The organism is Faecalibacillus sp., assembly GCF_047023275.1.
Taxonomy (GTDB): domain Bacteria; phylum Bacillota_I; class Bacilli_A; order Erysipelotrichales; family Coprobacillaceae; genus Faecalibacillus.
In genome coordinates, this window is record NZ_JBKYAR010000028.1 from 1 (window position 1) to 25,605 (window position 25,605).

Genomic DNA, 25,605 nt, shown 5'->3' on the forward strand with positions numbered 1-25,605 from the left:
GTCATTTTTAGTATATCTATGTCACTTTTAACAAAAAAAGTAAGCCTTTTCAGCTTACTTATTACTTAATAAATATCTATTATATAACTTTTTAAATACTTCCTTTTGACTTCTACTAATAGGAAGCATTTGATTATTATTTAACTGGACACTATTATGATTAATATCCTTAATATAATCCATATGTACAATAAAACTCTTATGACAAATACAAAAAGAATCATTCAATAAAGAAATCAAATCATTGATCTTCAAAGAAGTTTTATAAACTTCTTTTTTAGTATAAACATAAGAGACCCTTGATTTCCTTTCAATATAAAGAATATCTTTTTGATAAACTTCATTCTTTTGTTTATTCCAAGAAATATATAAATACTGGGATTTAAGATGATAAATATTTTCTTTTGCTTGTTTAATAGCTAAAGGAAAATATTTATCTAGCTTTTCTTTATCAATAAAATATGTATGTTTGCTTTGATAAACATCACTTACATATTGCATATAGGCTGTAATATAGATGATTTGGGTATAGGGAGTTACTTCATTAACCATTAAAGCAAGATCAATACCATTTTCATTACCCAATTCAATATCTAACAATAAAATATCAAATTCTAGTTTTTGACTAACTAATTCATCATTAAAACTTTGAACATTAAAATAACATCTTATCTGGTCTTCTTCATCTTTATAATCATTGATTTTCTTCTGCAATAATTCTAAATAATGAACATCATCTTCCACGATCCCTATCAACATTTATATCCGCTCCTTTATACTTCAACATCAAAGATGCTTCAAAAACATCTTCTTCATCATGCCATTCATAACTTCCTTCATTTTCTTTAATAATATCTTCAACAATAGAAATACCATAACCATGCATTCCTTTAACACTCTCATCATTTATATGAAAATTACTATTTTTCATATAAATAGAAATAAAATGATGAGTGTATTGTATCTTCAAATAAATATATTTATTTTTAGCTTTTTCACTTGCTTGAATTGCATTATCTAAAATATTAAAAAGAATCGTTGGTAATACAAGAACATCTAAAGACATCTTTTGAGGTAATACTATTTGATATTTAAAGTCTATCCCATATTTATCCATTAAACTCTTTTTATTAGAAATAACAGCATTAACATACGCATTATCACAATATGTTTTTACATAACTTGCTTTAAAATCATCATAAAATTCTAAAAAAGATTCTTTAGCTTGATCATAATGATTTTGATCTATTTCTTCAATAACATCATTTATTCTTTGAATAATCATTTCTTTATTTCTTTGTTCTTCTTCTATAACAACTTCAATATCATCCTTTTGTTTTTTCTTAATATCTTTTAATTGTTCTAACATCTTTGTTTCTTCTTTTAAATAGGTATATTTTACTAATCTATAAAAAACAAATAAATCAGTAAATATAAAAATAAGATAAGATCCATAAAACAATAAAACAATAATCTTACTATGTACATTAACCATATAATTTCTTAAATAAACTGCAAAACAAAAAGATGCATGTGATAAAACCATCACTAAAATTAATATATATTTCATCATCTATCATTACCTTCTTTCATTGATAAAAGATATTCTTTTACTTTTTCATCATGATTTCCTAACATATTTAAAACAACCAAACAATGATTTTTTAAATCATGATTCTTTCTTCTCATTGTTTTATAATATTGATCAATTGATTTCATATCTTCTATTTGCATATTTAAGATTTCTTGTTGTGCTTTATTTTTTATACTTTCTTTTTGCATCATTTGATACTTATTGATTCCTTTAATAATGATAAATACAGTTATAATAATAATGATTCAAGTGATTATAAAAACCATTAAAAATGTTTCTTTATTCGTTGCATAAATAAAATTTAAACACATAAAAGCAATGATAAAAGGTAAAAAACTTATTTTATAAATTTGTTTTAATTGTTCAGCTGACATATTTTTACTTAAACTTTTTACATACCTCATTACAAGAAAAATACATATAACACAGCCTAATAAACCAATGACATAATAAAATGGATTAGTTTTAATAAGCGTATCTGTAAATGTTGCATCTTTATTCAAAAGAAAATTTAAAACAAGAATGATACATGAAGTAGAAATCATTTCTCCAGAAATATTGATTGCTACTAAAAATAGGTAATACATGATTCTTTTTTTCAAAGGAATATCATACATAAAAATACCTATAAAGAAGAATGTATAACTCATAAGTGAAGCAAGTATATTATAATTTTCTTTTAAATAAGGATATAACAAAGAAGCTATTGCTTGTAAAATCAAAAGTTTTTTCATTCTTTTATGATCTATATTTTTACTATTAAAGATATAGTAAAAATAATTAGAAGTTTGTAGATATAAAAAGAAAACAACTATATTAAGCATATAAAATAATAAATTCATTCAATCACCTACACATACTTTATATATTATTTTTTAAAAAATGCTATTTATAGTATAGCATATTCATTAAAACAATATCTATAATATATAGAATGATTAAATAAATATTTATAGACTTTTATTAGGTGATAAAATGAAAGATATTAAATTTATTGTTGGACAACGTATCAGAAACTATCGTGTTCAAAAACATCTAAGTCAAGAACAACTATCTGAACTTGCTGATTGTCATCCAACATATATTGGTCAATTAGAAAGAGGAGAAAAGAATGCTACTTTAGAAAGTATTCAAAAGATTGCAAGTGCATTAAATATTACTCTATCACAATTATTTGAAAAAATAGAAGAAACTCAAAATGATGAAAGTATTCCTTTAAAAAGTTACAAATTTTTCTCATCTAAAACTATAAAAGAACAAAAATATTTATATCAAATTCTTCAAGAAATTGATGAATATAAAAATAAAAATTTAAAATAAAGACCCTCTTGCATTGCAAAAGGGTTATTTGTTTATAGTATTTACTTATAAAAGAATTACTTATTATATCCAAGCAAACGAAGAATATTCAAGAAAATATTAACAAAATCTAGATATAAACTGAATGCTCCATAGATACTTAATTTTTCTAACATTTCTGGATTAGATGATGCATTATTATAAAGTTGTAATGATTTCTGCATATCATATGCTGTAATTCCAGCAAATAATACTAAAGAAATAAATGGCATAATCAAAGAAAGAATACCAAAATTAAAAAATAACATAACAATTGAAAAAATAATATACACAAATAATCCAGCTAAACAAACAGTACCAATTCTTGTTAAATCCATTTTAACAACTGTTCCTAAAATAACAAGTACACCAAAATAGATTGCTGCTACTAAAAATGCAAGTGCTACACTTAAAGTTGTATAATTAGCAACAATATAAGAAAAGGTAACTCCTGTTAGAACTGAATAAGTTATATAAAGTACTTTTGCCATAATTGGTTTCATGGTCATCAAATGTCTTGATAAACCAATAACAACCGCAAATTGAAAAAAAATTAATAACAATGGTAACATACTCTCATTATAAATAAATGTTGTTTCCTCTAAAGCATAAGCAGTTATAAAAGTAGTTAATACCCCAATAACCATCCATTTAAAAATATTATTAATATATTGTTGAATTGTCATTGTTTTGTCTTCAACAAATTCATAAGTTTTATTATCCATAAATTCTCACCTATCCTTGAATAACACGATTATCTAAAATTTTCTTTTCAGGTAAAGCTTTTTCAACATATCCTAAAATACAACAACCAACACCAACATAATCTTCCAATTGCCATTTTTGAAGATATTCTTTTCCTTTTTCTAACTCAAACATTTCTTTACAACGATTAATCCAACAAGAACCTATATTTAAAGCATAAGCTCCTGCTTGCATAGCACCTATCACTAAAGATCCATCTTTTATACCATTTTTTTCATCTTTTGGAACAAAGATAAAACATACGGTAGGTGCTCCATAGAACGGATCTAACTCTTTACCCCAAATCTCAGCATTAAGTTTTGAAAGTTCTTTGATTTCTTCTTGATTTTGAACAACCACAATTTTGCTTGATTGTTTATTCATACCACTAGGTGCATTTAAACCACATGCTAAAATTGTTTGTAATTCTTCCTCTTTAATTTGTTCTTGTTTATAGCTTCGACAGCTTCTTCTTGTTGTAAGTACTTTAATGGCATCCATTTTTATCCCTCCAATCCTAAAAGATAATTAATAAATTGTTGTGCGGTTCTACCTGAAGTTCCTCCATGGGAAAGTTCCCATTTATTGGCTTCTAATAATAATTCTTTTTCTTCCATTTGAATATTATTTTTATGAGCTAATTCTAAAACAATATGATTAAATTCTTTTTTCATTGGTTTAGAATAATTGATTTTAACACCAAAACGATTAACTAAAGAAAGTTTTTCTTCCATTGTATCTGATTGATGCATTCCATTTTCTTGAACAACATCATTACGATCAGACCAGTTTTCTTTAATTAAATGTCTTCTATTACTTGTTGCATAAATAAGTATATTTTCAGGTTTTGTTTCAACTCCACCTTCAATAACTGCTTTTAAGAATTTATATTCAATTTCAAATTCTTCAAATGATAAATCATCCATATAAATAATGAAACGATAGTTTCTATTTTTAATCATCGCAATAATATTAGATAAATCTTTAAATTGATGTTTATAAATTTCAATCATTCTTAAACCTTGATCATAAAACTCATTCACGATTGCCTTAATACTTGTAGATTTACCTGTTCCACTATCTCCATAAAGTAAAACATTATTTGCTTTTCTACCTTCAACAAAAGCCACTGTATTATCCAATAATTTTTTCTTTTGAATTTCATAACCTACTAAATCATCTAAAATAACTTCATCCATATTATTAATAGGTTTTAATTGCACATAATTTTCTTGACTTGTTGCAATTCTAAAGGCTTTATTCAAACCAAACATACCTACACCATAATCTTTATAAAATTGAGTGACAACATCAAAGAATTCTTGTTCATTCTTTGTTTCTTCTAATTTTTTAGAAAGTTCTTGAACTTTTAAAGAAACATTTTTGTTATACATTAATTCTGGTTTTGATAAAGCATGATAATCAGAAAGTGTTGAAAAACAATCAATATTCAATTCTTTTTCAATACTACTAAAATCATAATGGAAAAGATCATAGAATACTTTAAAATCATTTAAAGCAAAATGATTAACAGTTCCTTCTCTAGCTCCTTGTTTTTCACAAGTCATACTAAATGGATTTTCATTTGTCATTAATAAATAAGTTAAATAATTATGCCATAAATTATCATTAAATCCATATTGAGTTGCAAGTTCTAATAATCTTTTTACTTGTCCATAAATTTCTTGACGAAGCTCATGATTAGATTTTTCATCATCTGATAACAACTTAGCAAGTTGTACTAAAATTTCATCCTCTGGTAAATTCCCATAAAGAATTAAGTTTGATATTAATTCATACATATATATAATCCCCCTAATTGCTTATATTTTACCTCATGTTTCATAAAATTGAAATAATTATGATGTATAATAGTAACTATGAGGTGAAAAAAATGGAAAATGGTGTTTTATTACAAGGTTTTCATTGGTATATCAAACCTGAAGAAAAACTTTGGAAACAACTTAAAGAAAAAGCAAAATCATATAAAGAAATGGGATTTTCAGCCATATGGTTACCACCTGCTTATAAAGGTGTTGGAGGTATTCATGATAATGGTTATGGTGTCTATGATCTTTATGATTTAGGAGAATTTAATCAAAAAGGTAGTATAGAAACAAAATATGGAACAAAAGATGACTATTTAGATTGAATTCAAGCTTTTCAAAAAAATAAGATAGATGTCTATGGAGATATTGTTTTAAATCATAAAATGGGGGCTGATGGTACTGAAATCGTTAACGCTAAAGAAGTCAACCGCCATAATACAAATGAAATCATTTCTGGTGATGAACAAATTGAAGTTGATACTCTTTTTACTTTCCCAGGTAGAAATAAAAAATATTCTGATTTTATTTGGCATTGGTATCATTTTGATGGGATTGATTATGATGAAAAGACCCATCGTAATACTATTTTCCTTTTTGATCATAAAAGTTGGGATCAAGAAGTAGATGATGAAAATGGTAATTATGATTATTTAATGGGTGCTGATTTAGATTTTAGTAATGATGAAACTGTTCAAGAAGTCACTTCATGGCTTCATTGGTATTTAAATTTAACTCATATCAATGGTTTGCGCTTAGACGCCGTTAAACATATTCCTGCTTATTTTTATAAAGATCTTTTACCTAAAATACGTCATGACTTTAATGAAGAAATGTTTACGGTTGGAGAGTATTGGCATGGAGATGTATATCATTTAGAAAACTATTTAAAAGAGGTCAATTTTGAAATGTCTTTATTTGATGTGCCCCTTCACTATCATTTCTATGATGCCAGCCATAATGAAAATTATGATCTCTCACATATTTTTGATCAAACTCTTGTTTCCATGTATCCATTTAATGCCGTCACTTTTGTAGATAATCATGATACAGAAACAAGTCAAGCGTTAGCTTCTTTTATTCCTGATTGGTTTAAGGGACATGCTTATTGTTTAACTCTTTTAAGAAAAGATGGCTATCCTTGTGTTTTCTATGGTGATTTAGAAGGTATTGATTATGAAAATGTTTCTTCTAAAAAAGAGATGCTTCAACAACTTCTATTTTTAAGAAAACATTATAATGAAGGTACACAAGTTGATTATTTTGATCATCCTTGTCTAATTGGTTGGACAAGACATACTGAAACAAAATCAATGGCAATCATGATGACTAATTCAAATGGTGGTATAAAATCAATGTATGTTGGTAAAGAATATCGTCATTGTTATTATGTCAATGTCTTTAATGGTTATCAAAGAGTTCTTATCAATGAAGATGGTTATGGTGATTTTTATTGTGAGGATAAAAACTTTGCTGTATACATAAAAGAGTAATGATTCAGTTTTACTGATTCATTACTCTTTTTTATCAATATAACAGACCTTACAAACTTCTTTGACCCAACGTGAAGCATCTAACAATAATTCTTCATGTCTTAAATCAAATTCAATAATATCAGGTTGTTTGAAATATTTTTCATAACGCCCTAGATACTTTTCACCCATTTTTTTAGCATAGAAAACATGTATTGTAGTTTGTGGCACTTGGATTTGCGTCCCAACTTTTGTATATAAATCACTACAAAATTGATTTTTCATTGATTCTTTAGAAATAAAAGATAAATCTATTCCTCTTCCCATGATTTCCATAAATTTCTTGCGATATTCTGCATGTTCATCTTGACTATTCATTCTTTTTTCAATGAATTTTTTAGCAAGTTTACTTCCTTTTCCAGTAATTAAAGGATAAATAATTGGCATAATAATTGCCGTTTGTATTTTAGCGAGTAATTTAGAAGTTTGATCCATATCACTTGAACCAATAATAGCATGATCTATATGAATGTTTTCTCTACTTACAAGTAATGAAACAAAAGAACCACCAAGCGAACATCCATAAGCCCCAAAGATGCTTCCATTAAAATGTTGTTGAATATACTGTTCAATCTTTTGAGTTTCATCTAGTTCAGAAATAAAAGTAGACTGTTCTGTTTCATCAAAGCCACTATAACTAACAATAGCCACATAAAAATGTTCTTTTAAACCTTCTATTACATGTCCAAAATTACTTTTCCAATAACAACCTGTTCCTGGAAATAACATCATGACTGGTTTTGCATTATCTCCAAATGTATATACTTTCATATAGCACCTCCAGTTAGTCTTAACTAACGTTATTTTAACATATTTTATAAAGAAAAAAGAAGGATTTCTCCTTCTAGTATTGTAAAAATATTTCTCTTATTTCATCACGATCATGTGTTTGTGTTAATGCTAACATTAACAAGACTCTTGCTTTTTGTGGTGATAATGTATTTGATGAAATACATAAATGATGTGGATCAAAAATTTCATCATCAAACACAATTCCTTGTGAAATACGTGAAGAACGTACAAAAATTGTTCCTTTTTCAGAAAGTTCTTCGATTGCTTTTAACCATGCTTGGCTATAATTTCCACTTCCTGATCCCGCAATAACAATACCTTCATGACCACTTGCAAGATCATATAAAATTTTAGCGTTCGCTCCACTGTAATAAAAAGCAATTGCTACACTTTTAATAGAATCAATACGTTTATTAAAACGTGATTTTACTGTATGGATTTTACTTGTTTGTGTATAGAAATAGACTTCTTGATCTTGCATATATCCTAAACATCCAAGAGATCTTTGATCAAAAGCATCGATCTTGAAGTTATTTACTTTTTCAATATCTCTTCCTGAATAAATCGTATTAGAAAATAATGCAAGGACACCTCGATTATATGATTCTCCATGACATGCTAAACAAATCGCTTGATAAAGATTGAATGGTCCATCTGCACTTGTCGCTGTTGCTGGACGCATCGCTCCTGTTAAAACGACCGGTTTAGGTGTATTTAATGTTAAAGTTAAAAAGTAGGCTGTTTCATCTAATGTATCTGTTCCATGAGTCACAACAGCTCCATCTATTGTATCATCAGATAAAATTTCTTCGATATTATTTTTTAAAATCAACCATTTTTCATGTGTCATTTCATTACTATCAATATTCATTAATTGATATTCTTTAATATGAGCTACTTCATTAATTTCTGGAATTGTTTCAATAATTGAATCAATATCAATTTCTCCTGCATGATATGCAGCTGTTTTTCCTTTTTTTCCAGTACCTGCAATTGTACCGCCTGTTGCAACAATAGCAATTGTTTTCATAGTTCCTCCTTAGTATCGTATTTGAAAAGATTTTTCATGTTCTTTTATATTTAGTAACTGATAATGGATTTGTTCTATTTCAATAAATGGTTGTTGATAAAGTTTTTCTATCATTTTTTCTATTAAATCTCCATCTCCTTGAACTTCCATAGAAACCGAACCATCATATTCATTTTTTACAAACCCCGTTAATTTTAATTCATTTGCGATAGAAAAGCAACGAAAACGAAAACCAACACCTTGAACTCTGCCTTTAAATAAATATTTTCTTCTTTCCATAAAAAATAACCGGTTCTCCCGATTATTTTAAACTATCCAAAATTTCTTTCATTTTAAAGGCAAGTCCTTGGCATTTTTCTACTGATAAAGAACATAAAGCAACACGAATACCCTTATTGACTTTAATTGTATAAATATCTTGAGCAAGCATTGCTTCATGGAAACGTGTTAATAAATCATCATCTTCAACTTTTAAAGTAACAAAGAAACCTTCTTTATAAGGATAATAAGTTAATCCACATTGATTAGCTTCACTTGTAAAGATTTCATATCTTTTTCTTAATAAATCAACATATTTTCCTTTTTCTGCATTGAATTCATCTTTATGTTCAGTTGTTACTTTAACAAAGTTTTCCATCGCTGCATTAGGAATATTAGACCAAGAAGCTCTAGCATGTTTTTCCATCAAAATTTCAAGTGCTCTAACATCTTCTTGATTTCTTGCTAAAATAACAGCACCTCCACATCTTAAACCATAAGATGTAAGTGTTTTAGAACAAGAAAACGCTACAACAACCATCACTTGATCATTCATGCGATTAAAAGCATTCATATAATCTCTTGATCTTTCTAAGTTATAAGAATAATCAATATAAGCAATATCATCTAAGATAATAACAGGTCCTTCATTTGATAATTCATTACAAAAATCAATAACTTGATTCCATTCTTCAACAGTCATTGAATATCCTGTTGGGTTATGACATGGATCATTGATAACGGCTAAAACTTTACCTTGTCTTGCCATTACTTCACGACAAGTTTCTTTAAAGCTTGTAATATTAAAAGCATCCCCATCAAACATTTGATAAGTTTGTACTTTACAATTAGCAATAGTAGCCATTGATTTATAGTTTCCCCAAGCAATATGAGGAATAATTAAAGTTTGACCTTCATCTAAAACATTTAAGATTGTTGAACTAACAGCTCCTGATCCCCCAGGTGTTCCAATAACACTATGACATAAATCAAGTTTTGTATCTTGAACAACCCAGTTATAAACTTGTTTTCTAAAGTTAGGATTTCCACTAAAACTAGAAGCATATTTTGCTTTTGTTCTATTATCTAAACTGTTATACGTATTAAATACGGTATCTAATGCAACTAAATTTCCATCTTCATCATATAAAGAACCAATTGTTGCATTAACAATGTTTTCTTTTCCTTTTTTAGCAATTGCATCATTTGCTAAATTTACAATTTTAAAAACATTATCAACAATTGGTTGATGATCGATATTTTCTCTAATAAATTTTTTCATCACATATACCTCTTTATCTTCATTATTAACTGTATCTTATCACACTTTAATAAAAAATTCTCTAGTTTTAAAGATTTTTTTAATTAAATACAATTTATCTTATCCCTTTTGTACCATTCAAATCTTGATAAATCATCCAAATTTTCTTTACTAAACGATGTGGTAAAACTTTCATTCCTAAGATTTGTATTTGATTAATTGTTCCATATAAAGAAACATCTTTAGAGCTTTCCATATCTTTAATCGCTTTTTTAATAACATCTTTAGCTTTATAAACCTTACCATATCTAATGACAACTGGTTTTTTATCTTTTTCTACAGCACGATCAAAAAATTCAGTTTCTACCCAATAAGGACATACAGCTAAAACATGAATTTGTCGATATTTTAATTCTTCATTTAAAGCCCTTGAATAACTTAAAACAAATGCTTTGGTAGAAGCATAGATATTTAAATAAGGAATTGGCATATAGCCACTACATGAGGCTAAATTGACAATATGACTTTTTTTATGCATGTAAGGTAAAACACTATTGACCATTTTAACCACTGCCAACATATTTAAATTCATCATATTTTCAATAACTTCAATAGACATATTTTCATAATGATCTAATTTACCATATCCTGAACAATTGATCAGTACTTTAACCCTTGGCTTTTCTTGAAACAAAGATTCTTGAATAACTTGAAATGATTCTTTCTTTGTTAAATCCAAAGCAAAGACACGTACCTTCGTTTGTAATTTTTCTTTTAAACTTTCAAGTCTTTCTTTTCTTCTGGCAATCACCCAAATTTCATCAACTTGATACTTCTTTTCAATTTGCAAAGCAAATTCCCTTCCCATACCTGAACTTGCTCCTGTTATAATTATTATTTCTTTCATTTATATCACCACTTTCTATTATAATTTTCTTTCCAAACAAGTCAAAATATTCTATTTTTTTCATAATATAAAAAAGCGCTTACATTTATAAGTTTTATGATAAAATGATGTTAAGTCAATCATATTTATATGATCATTATTTAAGGAAGGAAATGTTTATGGAAAAAAATCGTAGTTTGAACTTGAAGTATGCAGGAAGTCAAATTTTCTATTTTGCTGCCTTTGCTGCAATGATGGGCTATGCCTCTGTCTTTTTATTAGATAAAGGCTGTACAAACTCACAAATAGGAATTGCGCTTGCTCTTTCAAGTATTATCGCTGTTTTATTGCAACCAATGCTTGCATCTTTTGCTGATAATCATAAAAATATTGAAATGCGAAATATCATCGCACCGATTGTTTTATTAGTCATTGCTTTATCTGCAATTCTTTATTTAGTTCCTGGAAGTGCTTTATTTGTTTTATTTTTAGTTGTTACTATTTTTTCAATCATGTCATCTATCATGCCACTTATGAATTCTCTTGCCTTTGTTTTTGAACAACATGGTATTGAAATCAATTATGGTCTTGCTAGAGGATTAGGTTCAGTAGCATATGCTATCGCCTCTCTTGTTTTAGGACATGTTGTTGAAAGTTTTTCACCAGGTATTTTACCTTTATTCTATATTATTTTTACAGCTTTGTTATTTGTTGTTGTTAAAATGTTTGTTTTACCAAAAGGTTATGAAAATGAAGTTGTCAAAGAAGATACAAAACAAGAAGAAACAGAACAGCTTTCTTTTGGTAAGTTCTGCATGAAATATAAAAAATTCATTTTATTTTTAGTTGGTTTTGTACTTGTATATTTTGCTCATACAATTATTAATAACTTCTTTATTCAAATTATTACGAATATCGGTGGAACAAGTGCTGATATGGGAAATGCTGTTTTCGTAGCTGCTATGTTAGAATTACCAACAATGGCTTTCTTTTCTAAAATGTCTGAAAAAATTAATTGTGGAACACTTATTAAATTTTCAATTTTAATGTTCTGTGTAAAACATGCACTTACATATTTTGCTACAAATATGATCATGATTTATCTTGCACAAGTATGTCAAATGTTTGCTTATGCTTTATTCATCCCTGCTTCTGTTTATTATGTTAATAAAAAGATTGCTGTAGCTGATCGTGTTAAAGGACAATCACTTGTTACAACTTCGATGACATTATCTGGTGTTTTTGCGAACTTTGTAGGTGGAATTATGCTTGATGCTTTAGGTGTTGGACATGTTTTACTTGCCGGAGTAATTTTATCTATTGTTGGTGCTGTTATTGTGATTTTAACGACAGAAAAAGTTTAAGCGACTCAATATTGAGCCGCTTTTTTTATGAGCATATTTCTTTCTTCTTTATTTAAAGGACGTGACATTCCTTCTAATAAAGTTTTATCTAAATTAATTTCATCAAAAGACATTCTTTTTAAAGAAACAACTTCATTATTTAATGATAAAAACATCTTTTTGATTTGATGATATTTACCCTCTTCAATGGTCACATAACCATGAAAATCATTTAAAATTTCAAGTTTAGCGGGCAAACATAGAATATTTTGATCAATGATGATTCCTCTTTTAAAAGCTTCTTGATCTTCTTTTCTTATTTTTTCTTTTGTTTCAACAAGATAAGTTTTTTTAACATGATTTTGTGGTAATAAAAGTTTCTTTAAACTTTTATCATTAGTTAAAATCAAAAGTCCTGTCGTATCACGATCTAATCTTCCTAAACAAAAACAATCTTGATATTCAATCAAATCAGTAACACACTTTTCTTTTTTGTCTTTATTAGCACAAAGATATCCTTGTGGTTTATTAAGCATAATATAATGAAAAGGTTGACTATTTAACCTTTTTCCTTGATAAACAAGAAGATCCTCTTCTTATATCTTTCTTTTACTATCAGTTTCAACAAGTCCATTAACTTGGATCAAGCCATGTTTAATCAATGTCTTACATTGCTTTACATTTCCTAAATTATTGTACATTAAAATATAATATAAATCTTTCATACTAATCCTTATAATTCTTTTCTAACCAATGAGCCACCGCATCTTGGTCATGACTTTCAATAACACCTGTTGCTTTTTCTTTGAGTTCTTTACATGCATTTTCTACCGCATAACTTTCATTTGCTATTTCAAACATTGATAAATCATTTAAACCATCGCCAAAAACAACTATCTTATCGCATTTTAAATAATCTTTTAATTGTAAAATAGCGTGTGCTTTTGTTGCTTTTTGAGGTAAAATTTCTAGCCACCAGTCTTGGCTATAAATATCTTTAGAAAACAAGCATTGATATTGATCTTTTAAATCATGATAAAAACTTTCTAGTTGTTCTTTTGTAGAAATACAAGAAATATAAAAAACATCTCCTTGATAAAGATCATTTTCGATTGGATTTTTTCTTTCGTCATTTCTTGTCTTTATAAAATTAAGTTGTTGTTTTGTAGATTTATCTGGGATATAACTAAATTTTTCATGATGATTTCTAAATGCATAGACAATTGGATAAAAACCTTTTTGATTAAAATAATGAGATAATTCTTTGACTTCTTCTTTCAAAAAGAAATTAGATAATAGTATTTCTTGGCTTTGATTATCAATAATAAAAGCTCCATTATAAAGAATCAAAGGAATTTTAGCTGTTAATCCTTTAGTTGCTGGTTTGGCTGAATAATAAGAACGAGCTGTTGCATAAGAAAACAACATTCCTCGATCAACAAGCTTTTCAATAACTTCATTAGTATAAGTTGAGGTTTGTTGTTGACTATTTAAAAGCGTTCCATCTAAATCAGAAACATAGAGTGTCTTCATTTTAACGAATAAAGTTTGTGGCTCTTTTTTTATTTTGAGGAACTTCAATTCCTGCTTTTTTACCAGCTTCAATACATTTTAACATCCATGCCATATTTTTACCTAAAGCATACATAGTATCCAATCCTTCTATGTCTTGTTCAACATCACTTGGTGTATGTCCATGAACTTCATTCCAATAGTTTGATGTGACAATTGGCATTTCAGAAATACTTAAATGCTTATTTAAAACATCCATACTTGTTACACTTCCTGCTCTTCTTGATGAAGAAATTACTGCTGCTGGTTTATGAACAAATGCTGATTTAGCACTATAAAAAACACGATCCATAAAACTTTGAATTTTACCTGTTGGATGCGCATAATAAACAGGTGTCCCAAAAATAAAGCCATCAGCCTCTTTAGCCATTGAGGCAAATTCATTCACACAATCATCAAAAACACATTTTCCTGTTTTAGAACAAGATCCACAAGCAATACAATCTTGTAAAGGAACATTAGGAATATGATAAATAAGTGTTTCTATTCCTTCTTCCTTTAATGCTTTTTCTACTTCTTCTAAAGCACGATTTGTACATCCTTTAGGATGTGGTCCTCCATTAACTAATAATACTTTCATTTCCTTTTTCCTCCTGTTTTTATTGTAAAACACTCTTTATAATATGACAAATAGTTATTTGTTATAACCTGGTATAAGAAAAAGAAATCACTAGGATTTCTCAAATCTTAACAATTATAAGCTATCAAACATATCCATTGAATAGACGCGAATATCATTTGGTTTCGTCATCTTATATTTTTCTTTTACTGCTTTAAAATATGTTCCAATGTTATCATGTGAAATAATTTGTTTTGATGGTTCTGTCACTGGTAAGTCACCTCGAGCAACAAGCCAAGGAGTTTCATTATGAGTAAATTGTTCAAGAACTTTACCACTATAACAACAAAGATTATTGATTACACTATCAAAAATTGCCTTTTCTGATGCACTCAAAACTGAATCATCAAAATATTGACTCTTTACTATAGGATCAAAATGATAATCACAATATTTAAAATAAATATCTCTATAAACAGGCCCATGAACCCATGCTTCACATTCTTCTATGAAAAGAAAAGTATTATAAAAAGCATAATAAAATCCCTGAATATAATACAAAGCCTTTTGAAGTGCCAAAGGTGTAATGTCTTCACACTGATTTAAAAGATATTTTATTGCAATATTGATTTTTGAAGAATTGTTTTCAGAGACTTTAATTAACTCATCAACAGCTTTTCGACTTTTTTCATAAGTTTTTTGAGATTTTAGATTTTCCTTTCCTGCTTCTAAAAGTTCAGCATAATATATTGGATCATCATATATTTTCGTTAAAATTTCTGAATACTGTTTTGTTGGTATATCACCATCACAATATCGAGAGAAAGTTTGTTCACCCCATCCAAGTAAAAGGGAAAGTGGTCTTTTTCCAATAGCATACTTCTTAGGAATTGCTAAAATAACATCTAATGATACGATTCCATTTTCCTTACGATAAACCTCATACAAAGCCTTAAGGTTGGAATCATTGATTTCTGGTACATAGACACTCGTATTACATTTAACACATCTTACCTCTTTTCCAATATAATGATACTCAATACCTTTGATTTTTCCTATCATTGGTACTTCTGTTATAGTATATTCTACATCATCTCGACACTCTTCACAAAAAATAAGGTTTCTAGTCATAATAGATTCTCCTTTCTAAACAAATAATCAATCGGCTTATTTCGCTTATGAAATGAAATAACAACCGTTCTTTTTCCAGATGGTAAATCAAGAACATTAAACTTTGTATATAAATCAATCATCTCTTCTTCACCATCTGCATTAAAAAGCTGAACTTGAGGAACAAAAACATAAAGTATTTCATGTTCATATCCAATTTTTATATTTTGTAATGAATGGCAAAAATCTTCAACTTCTATTTGCATCAAAATAGATTTTTGTCTATCACTATGAACATTATATTCATTTATAAATTCTATATTTTCTTGACGTCTTTCATTTAAAGAAATTGTATATTTTCCAGCAGCTACACACTCTTTTATTTTTGCCAAAATACCTTTAATTTCTTCTCGAGAATAGTTTTGATTATAATGCGGATTCATCTCTCATCACCTTTATTTATTATAATACACTAATTAAATAAATTTTCAATGATAAATGTACCAATTGATACATTTATCATTTTTACGATACATATTTATAAATAATTTTCTATAAAAAAAGAAATCACTAGGATTTCTCAAATCTTAAAATATTTTCAATGTGGAAGGTATGTGGGAACATATCTACTGGTTGACAATTCGTAATTGTATAACCATGCTCATTTAAATACTTAGCATCTCTTGCTTGAGTGGCAACATCACAAGAAATATAAATAATTTCTTTAGGACTTGCTTGTAATAAATGTTCTAAGAATTCTTCTGAACATCCTTTTCGAGGTGGATCAACAAAAACAACATCTAAATGAGTATTCTTTTTAACAAGTTCGACCATGTATTTTCCAGCATCATCACAAACAAAATCAGCGTTATCTATTTTATTAAGTAAAGCATTATTTTTAGCATCTTCAATGGCTTGAGGAACAACTTCAACTCCATAGACTTTCTTTACATGTTTTGCAAGTGAAAGGGTAATGGTCCCAATTCCACAATAAGCATCTAAGACAGTTGATTCTTTTGTAAGATGTGCTAAATCAATCGCTGTTTGATAAAGTTTTTCTACTTGAATAGGATTGATTTGATAAAATGATTTTAAAGAAATTTTATATTGATTGCCTAATAATGTATCATAAATATAGCCTTTTCCATAAAGAATCTTTTCTTCTTCTCCTAAAATGACATTATCATGTCTTTCATTAATATTTTGGATAATAGTTTTAATATGTGGAAATTCTTTAACAAGTGTTTCTATAATTTTATCAATATGTTTAATTGTTTTTTGATATGTAATGAAACAAAGCATAAATTCTTCACTATGATAACCTTTTTTAGTAAGAATATGTTTAATATTTCCTTGATGTTTTACTTTATCATAAGGTTTAATATCATACTTTACAAAGAGTTCTTTAACTCTTTGAATAACAGCATTAGATTCTTTATTTTGAATCAAACATTCATCACAAGCAATAATATCATTTGTTCTTTGTTTATAAAAACCTGTCACTAATTGTCCATTTTTATCATAACCTAAAGGCATTTGTACTTTATTACGATAATACCAAGGATCTTCTTGCATCAAACAAGGTTGTACATCTACTTCTAAATGTCCAATTCTTTCCATACAATCCTTAACTCTTTTTGTTTTAAAGTTTTGTTGTCCAAGACTAGATAAATGCATTAAATGACATCCACCACATCCTTGATAAATATGACATTTAGGATTAACTCTTTCAGGTGAAGGTTGATGTAATTCAATAAGTCTACCTACTCCATAATTTTTCAACATTTTTATACATTTAATTTGACCTACTTCTCCTGTAATCATTCCATTTACAAAATAAGTAAATCCTTCATATTTAACAATTCCTTTGCCATCATGAGATTGATCTACACATTCTCCTATAAAATAATCATTTTTTTTCATTTTTTCCTCCAAAAAAACGAGCTAGGCTCGTTTATTGATTATTATTTGCTGCAGCTTTATTTGCAGCATCTACTTCTGCTTGTCTTTGAATAGCTTTATCTGCTGATGCTTGATCTTTAACATTTTGACCAGTATAAGTAATAGCATCAACACCTGCATGCTTTGTTCCAAAAAGTGGGAAATCACTTTCACCATTAGATTTTACAATAATTTCTAAATCATATTGTAAACGACCATTTGCTTTATTTAAAAGTTGTGACCAAGCAGCCCCATCTTCTTTACTTTGACCCATTGCATCATCAAAAGTATGTAAAGAATTTTCAACTAAAGATTTAGCAGTATCAACTTGAATATTATCAGCTAATTGATAAGTCAGTTTAATTGTTCGACAACTTACTTTAATGGTTACATCTTGAATATTTCCATCTTGCTCTATTTGTGATTCAACTTGAGTAATTGCATTTTTATCAACAGTTAATAATTTTGCACATCTTTCCCCATAAACAGGTCCACTATTATTTCCTGAAAAAACAAAAATATAAAGGAAAAAAGCAATTACTACTACAACAAATAATGTTAAAACAACATGCCATATTTTTAATTTTCTTTTCTTCTTTTGAGGTTTAGCCACCTTGTTCTCCTTTACTTCATCATCAAATGTAAACTTTCCTGTATGATTTGCATGAATATCATTGTTAGGTTTTAATTCATCTTTATCATATTCTATCGTATCATCAAAAGAAAATCTTTCTCTTGCCATTATTTCACCTTCTCTTCTACCATTGTATCAAATGTCTATCATTAATACAATAATGTACTTTGTGCATCCTTTCCAGCATTTTTAATTACAACCGCTTTTAATCCATCTTGATCATTAATCACAGCATAACTATCAAACCCCGAAAAATGATTATCCATTTGATCAGCAACTGTTTCTACTACATAAATAAGTTCTGTATAACTTTTTACACTTGCTGTAATTTGAATTTTTAAGCTTTGAATTGAACCATCTTCATATTTTCCATAACCAACTACTCCAACAGCTTCTGTTACAGCATTTTTTACATTGTTTTTAAAAACCGAAAATTGAGAATAAAGTGCTTCATCTGCTTTATTTGCTTCATCACTTGTAAAAATATAAGTGGCATAATCTAAAGACTTAATATTTCCAACTTTACCATTTTGACAATAACTACTATAAATAAAACGTCCATTATAACTATTTTCATCATTATCATTTTTACGATAAACAGCAATTAATGTAGGTATATCTTTAATAGACTTTTTAGTTTGAAGATATTTATATAACTTTGGAATTACTTCTTTAGCATAACTATTAATGCTTCCTTCAGATAAGACAGCATTTGTCCCACCTTTTGGATCCAAAATAATTGCAATTGACATTCCCTTTAATGTATATTTATCTCCACTTTTTTCATAATAATCTTGTTCACTGATATTTTCTACCATCTTACTAATTTCTTGACCATCTACTTTTTCACCATTTAAAGGTTGTAAAGAATATTTTTCTTTCTTTAAAAGTTGATATTTATCTTTTTGAACAAGTTGTAAACCTTCAGACATATAATAATCTGAAGTAGAGAAATAATCTGTCGATAAAGCTTGTAATTCTCTACCTATTGTTTGAAAATCTTCAGATGAAGAAAAGTCTTGATAAAAAGTTTCTCTTATTAAATTTGTTCCTAAATTAACAATAGGATAAAATGAATCATCTAAAGAATCTGTAGATGATGTATCTTGACTACTTTTTGTTTCTTTTTTACTAGAAGTTGATGTACACCCTGTACATATAAGCAAACAAAGAATAATAGTAACTATTTTTTTCATAGTGACCTCCTTTTTTATGCATTATAACACGAAATTACGATTTTATCATTTCCATAAACATTTCTTCAGTTAAAACTGGAATATTTAAAGATTGTGCTTTTGTAAGTTTACTACCTGCATTTTCCCCAGCTAATAAATAAGTTGTTTTTTTAGACACAGATCCTGAAACCTTTCCACCATTATTTTCTATTAAAGTAGCTGCTTCTTTTCTAGATAATGTAGGAAGTGTTCCTGTAACAACAAAAGTCATATTTTCTAATAAAGATGAACTTTGAGTATCTTCAATTTCCATTTTTAATCCATATTGTTCTAATTTATGAATCATTTCTTTATTCTTTTCATCTTTAAAATAATCAATTAAAATTTGTGCACTCGTATCACCAATATCATTGACTTCAATAAGTTGTTCATAAGATGCATTCATCAATTGATCCATTGTCTTAAATTTTTTCATTAAAGATTTTGCTGCCGATTTACCAATATTAGAAATACCTAAGGCTGTTAAAACCTTTGTTGCATCATTTTCTTTACTTTTTTCAATAGCATTTAATAAATTATCTGTACTTTTAACAAGACCAATTACTTTTTTATCCAACAGTTCTTGTCTTTTATCTTTTAAAATATAAATATCACTAACATCATGAATATACCCTTGATCTATTAAAGTTTCAACATACGATAAACCAAACCCTTTAATATCCATGGCATCTCTTCCTACGAAATTAACAACATTTCTAACCAATTTACTTGGACATGTAGGATTAGAACATTTGATATCAACTGTTCCTTCTTCTTGATACGTTGGTGCCCCACATACAGGACATGTATTTCCTATTTGATAAGGAACACTTCCTGCAGGTCTTTTATCTTTATTGACACCTTTAACTTTAGGAATGATTTCTCCTGATTTATAAACAATGATCGTATCACCAAGACGTACATCCAAACTATCAATAAAGTCTTGATTATGAAGCGTTGCTCTTGAAACCGTTGTTCCACATAAACGGACTGGTTCAAAGATAGCTGTTGGCGTAATTCTACCTGTTCTTCCAACTGAAAGTTCAATATCTAAAAGTTTTGTTTCTTTTTCTTCTGGTGGATATTTATAAGCTACGGCCCAACGAGGCACTTTAGCTGTTTGTCCTAATTGTTGTCTTTGTGCATAGCTATCAATTTTAACAACTGCCCCATCAATATCATAACCTAATTGATCTCTGCTTTCACCAATCATTTCAATTGCTTTCCATACTTCTTCAAAATTGTGACATACTTGATAATTATCAATCACTTTCATTCCTTGTTTTTTTAGATATTCATAACCTTGACTATGACTTGTAATCTCTTTTCCTCTAATATCTTGAATATTAAAAATAAACATTGAAAGATTTCTTTGTTTTGTAATACGACTATCTAATTGACGTAATGTTCCTGCCGCACAGTTTCTTGGATTTGCGAAAGTTTTTTTATTGTTAAGCTCTTGAATTTCATTTACTTTATCAAAAGCTTCATTTGTCATATAAACTTCTCCACGTACTTCAAGATATTCAATAGGTTCCTTTAATTTATTTTTAACATCTTTGATTACTTTAGCATTAACAGTTACATCTTCTCCTTGAATGATTCCATCTCCACGAGTAATAGCTGTTGTTAAAAGACCATTTTCATATCTTAAAGCCATTGAAAGCCCATCAATTTTATATTCAACAACAAACACAGGATCAACCAATGTTTCTTGCATTGATTCAACAAATTCTTGAACTTCTTCTTTAGAAAAAACATCTTGTAAAGAAAGCATTGGCACACGGTGTCTTACTAAAACACCAGCTTCTCGTTTTGCACTTCCCCCAACATGTTGTGTTGGCGAACTTGGTGTGACAAATTCAGGATGATCCTTTTCTATTTTTTTAAGTTCTTTCATCATCATATCATATTCATAATCACTTATTTCTGGATCGTCTTGGTTATAATAACGATCATTATGATATTCAATTGTTTTTACTAATTCTTCATATCTTTTTAAATCATCCATATTCTTACTCCTTTTTCAATCTTTTTTATTATAACAAAATAATACTAAAAAGAGAATTCCAAGAATTCTCTAATTTGTAAGTTTTTTCAAAGCTTTATGATTAGCCATTAAAGACTTAAGCCCTGCTGGAAGTTCAAAAGCAATATCTAAAATATTCTTATTGACCTTAACAACAACACCCTTACCAAAAATATCATGATTTACAAGATCTCCAACTTTCCAATCATCAACCTTATTATCCCCAATCAATTCTGCTTTAGACACTGTTTGTTTAGGTACATAATCTGTTGTTTTAAAACGAGGCTTACTTCCGCTATGAATAATTCCTTCATTTCCTACTTCATCAATGAAACGACTAGAAATTTTAGGCGAATCTGTCACAAAACTAAATCCTTCACTATCCGTTAAGAAAAGTTGTTTTCTCGCTCTTGTAAAGGCTACATATGCGAGTCTTCTTTCTTCTTCAAGGCCATCATCTCCATCTTCAGCTAAACTTCTAAAGCTTGGGAAAATTCCTTCAGATAAGCCTAAAACAAAGACATAATCAAATTCTAGACCTTTAGCCATATGAATAGACATTAAAGAAACATATTGACCTTGATCAATTGCATCATTATCTGTATATAAAGAAATATCTTGTAAATAATTTTCTAATGTTGGGGCATCTTCATGAGACGCTTGGAAATCATAAATTGAACGTTGTAATTCATGAATATTATCAATACGATTATCTTCTAAATCATTTTTGAGCATTTCAATGTAACCAACATCAATCATTAAATTTTCAAACATTTCATGTAATGGTAAAGTTGAACGTCTTGCTTTTTCAATTGCTTCAACTAAAATTCGCACTTCTTTTTTTGATTTATTAGAAAGTCTAATTTCATCACTATGAAGCGTTAAAGCATCATAAAGTGAAATTTGATGATTAAGTGCTACTAATTGAATATTTTCTAATGTTTTTTTACCAATACCTCTGGCTGGTGTATTAATAATTCTTTCAAACGCTAAATCTTCTTGATTACAAACAAGTCTTAAATAACTTAAAGCATCTTTAACTTCTTTACGATTAAAGAATTTTAAACCACCAAAAATACGATAATCAATTCCTTTACGAATCAATACTTGTTCAATCGTACGTGATAAATAGTTTGCACGATATAAAATTGCAATATCACGATAATTAACCCCATCTTGATTATTTACAATATCTTCGATTTTATTAGCAATCCAATTAGCTTCCTCTTCTTCACTTTTAGCAACATGGTGAATCACATCTTCTCCACCTGTTTGCTTTGTAAAAAGATTCTTTTCTAAACGTTGACTATTTTTACGAATTAAATTATTTGATACTTTTAATATATTTCCAGTTGAACGATAGTTTTGATCAAGAATAATTGTTTTATTTGGTTTAAAGTCTTTATCAAAATCTAAAATAAAATGAACATCTGCTCCTCTAAAACTATAGATTGTTTGATCAGGATCTCCAACAACACAAACAATAGCATATTTTGATAATAATTGAACTAAATGATATTCAATTTCACCTACATCTTGGAATTCATCTACATGAATATATTGGAACTTTCTTTGCCATTTTTCTAATATATCTGGATAATTATCTAAAATATAAACTGCTTTTAATAATAAATCATCAAAATCTAATAAGAAATGATCTTCTTTATAGTTTTCATAGGCTTCATAGACTTTTGCTTTTTTGAGTTCTCCTGAAAATTGTCCAGCTAATTCAATAGCTCTTTGTGGAGAAACTCTTGCTGTTTTATATGAAGAAATTGTATTGATCATGCTTTTAATAGAAATAACTTTTGCATCTATTTCTAATTGTGTATAAAGCTTTTTAATAAGTGCTTTTTGATCTTCTTCATCCATAATTGTAAAATTACTTGGATAATTTAAAACATTAATATGTTGTCTTAAAAATCTCACACATAAAGAATGAATCGTACAAATAAGCGTTCCACTTCCATGAATACCTACAACTTCATTCACTCTTTCTTTCATCTCGTTAGCAGCTTTATTGGTAAAAGTGATTGCCAAAATAGAACGAGGATCAATTCCTACATCCTGTATTAAATGTGCAATACGATAAGTCACGACTCTTGTTTTTCCAGAACCTGCCCCCGCAATAATTCTTAAGTGACTATCTAAATACGTTGCTGCTTCTTTTTGATTTTTATTTAACAATGTATCTAAATCCATTTATTTCACCCCTATTTATCTTATTATATTACATGGATAATGATAGAAAAAGAGAAATCTTTCATTTCTCTTTTTAATATTGATGTGATAATCCAACGATATCATTAATATCTTCAACACCAAGTTTTTCAAGTTCTTTTGGTAAATCTTGAATAATTTTATAACAAGCATATGGATCAACAAGGTTTTGACAACCAATCGCCACAGCGCTTGCGCCTGCAACCATCATTTCAATAACATCATGGGCACTTGAAATACCACCCATACCAATTACTGGAATCTTAACAGCTTTACTTACTTGATGAACCATACGTAAAGCTACTGGGAAAATAGCTGGTCCTGAATAACCACCAGTTCCATTAGCGATAATTGGTTTTCCAGTTTTGATATTAAAACGCATACCTACTAAAGTATTGATCATTGTAATTCCATCAGCTCCAGCTTCTTCTACGGCCTTTGCCATTTCAACGATATCTGTTACATTAGGAGAAAGTTTAACATAAACCGGTTTTTGAGAAACTGCTTTTACTTTACGTGTAACATCCGCAGCCATTTGTGGATTTGTTCCAAATTGAATACCTCCACTATGAACATTTGGACAAGAAATATTAAGTTCTAATGCTCCTACCATATCATGTGTTGAAATACGTTTAGCTGTTTCAACATAGTCATCAATACAGCTTCCACCAATATTAGCGATGACTTTATCATTATAACATTTACGAAGTTCTTCTAGCTCATGTGACATAACCGCATCAACACCAGGATTTTGGAGTCCAATCGCATTAAGCATTCCACTTGGCCCTTCCGCAATACGTGGTAAAGGATTTCCATAACGTGGTTCAAGCGTTGTTCCTTTAATCATGATACTTCCTAAAACATTAATATCATAAAATCTTGTAAATTCATATCCAAATCCAAAAGTTCCTGACGCTGGAATAACTGGATTTTTCATTTCTAAACCTGGAAGTTTAACTTTTAAATTAACCATTTACAATAACCTCCTCACTTAGTAAAATTGGTCCTTCTACACAAATACGTTTATAAGGTTTTGTTTTCACTTTACATGAACATCCCATACAAGCTCCAAAACCACATCCCATTCTTGCTTCAAAAGAAAGTTGTCCGTGTTCTGGATAATTTAAGGCAAGCGCATCTAACATTGGTTCAGGTCCACATGTATAATAATGATCAAATGTTAAATTAGCCTTTTTAATAACATCAATAACTGTTCCTTTAACACCTAAAGAACCATCCATTGTCGCAATTAATACATCTCCAAATTCTTGGAATTTATCAATATAGAAAACATCTTTTTTAGAAGAGAATCCTAAAACAGTTGTTACTTCTACACCTTTTTCTTTTAATTTTTTACCTAAGTTATAAAGAGGTGGTGTTCCAAGTCCTCCACCAATAAGTAAAGCTTTTCCTTCTTGAACAGTAAAACCATTTCCTAAACCAATTAAACAATCCAATTGATCTCCAATTTGTTTATTCTTTAAAATTTCTGTTCCTTGACCAACAACTTTAAAAACAATCACAATTGTATTTTCATCATAATCTGAAATAGACATTGGTCTTCTAAGATAAGGTTGTAAACTTTCATTGATCTTAATGTTAATAAATTGACCAGGTTGACTAATATATTTAGCCCCTTCTCCCTTTAAAGTCATTTCATAAACATCATCTGCAATGTTTTCAATCTTTGTAATTTCCATTAACCCTTGATAGTTCATAAAC

The 25,605-nt window shown here is 28.4% G+C and carries 29 protein-coding genes; 4 read left to right on the forward strand and 25 right to left on the reverse strand.

The annotated features are described in order from the left end of the window. Window positions 1-54: 54 nt before the first annotated feature. The 4 genes from ACLVEP_RS09740 to ACLVEP_RS09755 are packed head-to-tail and all read right to left on the reverse strand — an operon-like array spanning window position 55 to window position 2,436. On the reverse strand, window positions 55-759 hold the full coding sequence (locus ACLVEP_RS09740; protein ID WP_412584503.1) for a LytR/AlgR family response regulator transcription factor: 705 nt from the start codon (window positions 757-759) through the stop codon (window positions 55-57). Continuing rightward, on the reverse strand, window positions 734-1,570 hold the full coding sequence (locus ACLVEP_RS09745; RefSeq protein ID WP_412584505.1) for a GHKL domain-containing protein: 837 nt from the start codon (window positions 1,568-1,570) through the stop codon (window positions 734-736). The genes ACLVEP_RS09740 and ACLVEP_RS09745 overlap by 26 nt, the downstream gene beginning before the upstream one ends. Then, window positions 1,570-1,785, reverse strand: a complete 216-nt coding sequence (locus ACLVEP_RS09750) for a hypothetical protein (protein WP_412584506.1) — start codon at window positions 1,783-1,785, stop codon at window positions 1,570-1,572. The genes ACLVEP_RS09745 and ACLVEP_RS09750 overlap by 1 nt, the downstream gene beginning before the upstream one ends. A gap of 54 nt (window positions 1,786-1,839) precedes the next feature. After that, on the reverse strand, window positions 1,840-2,436 hold the full coding sequence (locus tag ACLVEP_RS09755; protein WP_412584507.1) for a hypothetical protein: 597 nt from the start codon (window positions 2,434-2,436) through the stop codon (window positions 1,840-1,842). A 133-nt stretch (window positions 2,437-2,569) separates the two neighbouring features. Between ACLVEP_RS09755 and ACLVEP_RS09760 the strand changes: the two genes are divergently transcribed. Further along, on the forward strand, window positions 2,570-2,914 hold the full coding sequence (locus tag ACLVEP_RS09760; RefSeq protein ID WP_412584508.1) for a helix-turn-helix domain-containing protein: 345 nt from the start codon (window positions 2,570-2,572) through the stop codon (window positions 2,912-2,914). Window positions 2,915-2,970: 56 nt separating this feature from the next. On the opposite strand, the gene ACLVEP_RS09765 is transcribed toward ACLVEP_RS09760, so the two are convergent. The 3 genes from ACLVEP_RS09765 to ACLVEP_RS09775 are packed head-to-tail and all read right to left on the reverse strand — an operon-like array spanning window position 2,971 to window position 5,478. Beyond that, a complete protein-coding gene (locus ACLVEP_RS09765) occupies window positions 2,971-3,657 on the reverse strand; it encodes a Bax inhibitor-1/YccA family protein (protein WP_412584510.1) in 687 nt (228 codons plus the stop codon). A gap of 10 nt (window positions 3,658-3,667) precedes the next feature. Continuing rightward, window positions 3,668-4,177, reverse strand: a complete 510-nt coding sequence (locus ACLVEP_RS09770; protein ID WP_412584511.1) for a nitroreductase family protein — start codon at window positions 4,175-4,177, stop codon at window positions 3,668-3,670. Window positions 4,178-4,179: 2 nt separating this feature from the next. Further along, window positions 4,180-5,478, reverse strand: coding sequence for an ATP-binding protein (locus ACLVEP_RS09775; RefSeq protein WP_412584512.1), 1,299 nt, complete (start codon window positions 5,476-5,478; stop codon window positions 4,180-4,182). A gap of 92 nt (window positions 5,479-5,570) precedes the next feature. Here ACLVEP_RS09775 and ACLVEP_RS09780 point away from each other — a divergent pair, with 92 nt between their 5' ends. Together ACLVEP_RS09780 and ACLVEP_RS09785 are read left to right on the forward strand one after the other, a co-directional pair. Then, a complete protein-coding gene (locus tag ACLVEP_RS09780) occupies window positions 5,571-5,828 on the forward strand; it encodes an alpha-amylase family glycosyl hydrolase (RefSeq protein WP_412584513.1) in 258 nt (85 codons plus the stop codon). Next, complete coding sequence (locus ACLVEP_RS09785) at window positions 5,829-6,995, forward strand: alpha-amylase (protein ID WP_412584558.1); 1,167 nt, start codon at window positions 5,829-5,831, stop codon at window positions 6,993-6,995. Window positions 6,996-7,016: 21 nt separating this feature from the next. On the opposite strand, the gene ACLVEP_RS09790 is transcribed toward ACLVEP_RS09785, so the two are convergent. From ACLVEP_RS09790 to ACLVEP_RS09810, 5 genes are all read right to left on the reverse strand, one after another. Beyond that, on the reverse strand, window positions 7,017-7,805 hold the full coding sequence (locus ACLVEP_RS09790) for a hypothetical protein (RefSeq protein WP_412584515.1): 789 nt from the start codon (window positions 7,803-7,805) through the stop codon (window positions 7,017-7,019). A 73-nt stretch (window positions 7,806-7,878) separates the two neighbouring features. Further along, a complete protein-coding gene (locus tag ACLVEP_RS09795; RefSeq protein WP_412584516.1) occupies window positions 7,879-8,856 on the reverse strand; it encodes an asparaginase in 978 nt (325 codons plus the stop codon). A gap of 9 nt (window positions 8,857-8,865) precedes the next feature. Next, on the reverse strand, window positions 8,866-9,135 hold the full coding sequence (locus ACLVEP_RS09800; protein WP_412584518.1) for an acylphosphatase: 270 nt from the start codon (window positions 9,133-9,135) through the stop codon (window positions 8,866-8,868). A 22-nt stretch (window positions 9,136-9,157) separates the two neighbouring features. Beyond that, entirely contained in the window at window positions 9,158-10,396 is a 1,239-nt protein-coding gene (locus tag ACLVEP_RS09805) for an aminotransferase class I/II-fold pyridoxal phosphate-dependent enzyme (protein WP_412584519.1), read from the reverse strand. 94 nt (window positions 10,397-10,490) lie between these two features. Further along, window positions 10,491-11,282, reverse strand: a complete 792-nt coding sequence (locus tag ACLVEP_RS09810; RefSeq protein WP_412584521.1) for an SDR family NAD(P)-dependent oxidoreductase — start codon at window positions 11,280-11,282, stop codon at window positions 10,491-10,493. A gap of 158 nt (window positions 11,283-11,440) precedes the next feature. Here ACLVEP_RS09810 and ACLVEP_RS09815 point away from each other — a divergent pair, with 158 nt between their 5' ends. Beyond that, window positions 11,441-12,625 carry an MFS transporter gene (locus ACLVEP_RS09815; protein WP_412584522.1) on the forward strand — a complete coding sequence of 395 codons (1,185 nt, stop codon included), beginning with the start codon at window positions 11,441-11,443 and terminating at the stop codon, window positions 12,623-12,625. A 5-nt stretch (window positions 12,626-12,630) separates the two neighbouring features. Here ACLVEP_RS09815 and ACLVEP_RS09820 read toward each other — a convergent pair whose 3' ends face one another. The 13 genes from ACLVEP_RS09820 to ACLVEP_RS09880 all read right to left on the reverse strand — a co-directional run bounded on the left by ACLVEP_RS09820 (window position 12,631) and on the right by ACLVEP_RS09880 (window position 25,601). Next, the gene (locus ACLVEP_RS09820) at window positions 12,631-13,140 is read right to left on the reverse strand and encodes a pseudouridine synthase (RefSeq protein WP_412584524.1); all 510 of its coding nucleotides are present in this window, start codon (window positions 13,138-13,140) and stop codon (window positions 12,631-12,633) included. A 60-nt stretch (window positions 13,141-13,200) separates the two neighbouring features. Next, window positions 13,201-13,329 carry a hypothetical protein gene (locus tag ACLVEP_RS09825; protein ID WP_412584526.1) on the reverse strand — a complete coding sequence of 43 codons (129 nt, stop codon included), beginning with the start codon at window positions 13,327-13,329 and terminating at the stop codon, window positions 13,201-13,203. 1 nt (window position 13,330) lies between these two features. Beyond that, on the reverse strand, window positions 13,331-14,137 hold the full coding sequence (locus ACLVEP_RS09830) for an HAD family hydrolase (protein ID WP_412584527.1): 807 nt from the start codon (window positions 14,135-14,137) through the stop codon (window positions 13,331-13,333). Window position 14,138: 1 nt separating this feature from the next. Next, window positions 14,139-14,756 (reverse strand): flavodoxin family protein, encoded by a 618-nt coding sequence (locus ACLVEP_RS09835; RefSeq protein ID WP_412584529.1) that lies wholly within the window; start codon window positions 14,754-14,756, stop codon window positions 14,139-14,141. A gap of 114 nt (window positions 14,757-14,870) precedes the next feature. Beyond that, a complete protein-coding gene (locus ACLVEP_RS09840) occupies window positions 14,871-15,866 on the reverse strand; it encodes a type II toxin-antitoxin system antitoxin SocA domain-containing protein (RefSeq protein ID WP_412584531.1) in 996 nt (331 codons plus the stop codon). Further along, window positions 15,863-16,288 (reverse strand): hypothetical protein, encoded by a 426-nt coding sequence (locus ACLVEP_RS09845; protein WP_412584533.1) that lies wholly within the window; start codon window positions 16,286-16,288, stop codon window positions 15,863-15,865. Before ACLVEP_RS09845 ends, ACLVEP_RS09840 begins: the two co-directional genes overlap by 4 nt. Window positions 16,289-16,415: 127 nt before the next feature. Beyond that, window positions 16,416-17,768 carry a 23S rRNA (uracil(1939)-C(5))-methyltransferase RlmD gene (rlmD, locus tag ACLVEP_RS09850; protein WP_412584535.1) on the reverse strand — a complete coding sequence of 451 codons (1,353 nt, stop codon included), beginning with the start codon at window positions 17,766-17,768 and terminating at the stop codon, window positions 16,416-16,418. A 31-nt stretch (window positions 17,769-17,799) separates the two neighbouring features. After that, complete coding sequence (locus tag ACLVEP_RS09855; RefSeq protein ID WP_412584537.1) at window positions 17,800-18,528, reverse strand: hypothetical protein; 729 nt, start codon at window positions 18,526-18,528, stop codon at window positions 17,800-17,802. A 41-nt stretch (window positions 18,529-18,569) separates the two neighbouring features. Continuing rightward, a complete protein-coding gene (locus ACLVEP_RS09860; RefSeq protein WP_412584539.1) occupies window positions 18,570-19,616 on the reverse strand; it encodes a CamS family sex pheromone protein in 1,047 nt (348 codons plus the stop codon). A gap of 34 nt (window positions 19,617-19,650) precedes the next feature. Beyond that, the gene (ligA, locus tag ACLVEP_RS09865; protein ID WP_412584540.1) at window positions 19,651-21,645 is read right to left on the reverse strand and encodes an NAD-dependent DNA ligase LigA; all 1,995 of its coding nucleotides are present in this window, start codon (window positions 21,643-21,645) and stop codon (window positions 19,651-19,653) included. A 69-nt stretch (window positions 21,646-21,714) separates the two neighbouring features. Then, window positions 21,715-23,865 (reverse strand): ATP-dependent helicase, encoded by a 2,151-nt coding sequence (locus ACLVEP_RS09870; RefSeq protein ID WP_412584541.1) that lies wholly within the window; start codon window positions 23,863-23,865, stop codon window positions 21,715-21,717. Window positions 23,866-23,938: 73 nt separating this feature from the next. Continuing rightward, the gene (locus ACLVEP_RS09875) at window positions 23,939-24,856 is read right to left on the reverse strand and encodes a dihydroorotate dehydrogenase (protein ID WP_032090437.1); all 918 of its coding nucleotides are present in this window, start codon (window positions 24,854-24,856) and stop codon (window positions 23,939-23,941) included. After that, window positions 24,849-25,601 (reverse strand): dihydroorotate dehydrogenase electron transfer subunit, encoded by a 753-nt coding sequence (locus tag ACLVEP_RS09880; RefSeq protein ID WP_412584542.1) that lies wholly within the window; start codon window positions 25,599-25,601, stop codon window positions 24,849-24,851. Before ACLVEP_RS09880 ends, ACLVEP_RS09875 begins: the two co-directional genes overlap by 8 nt. Window positions 25,602-25,605 lie beyond the last annotated feature (4 nt).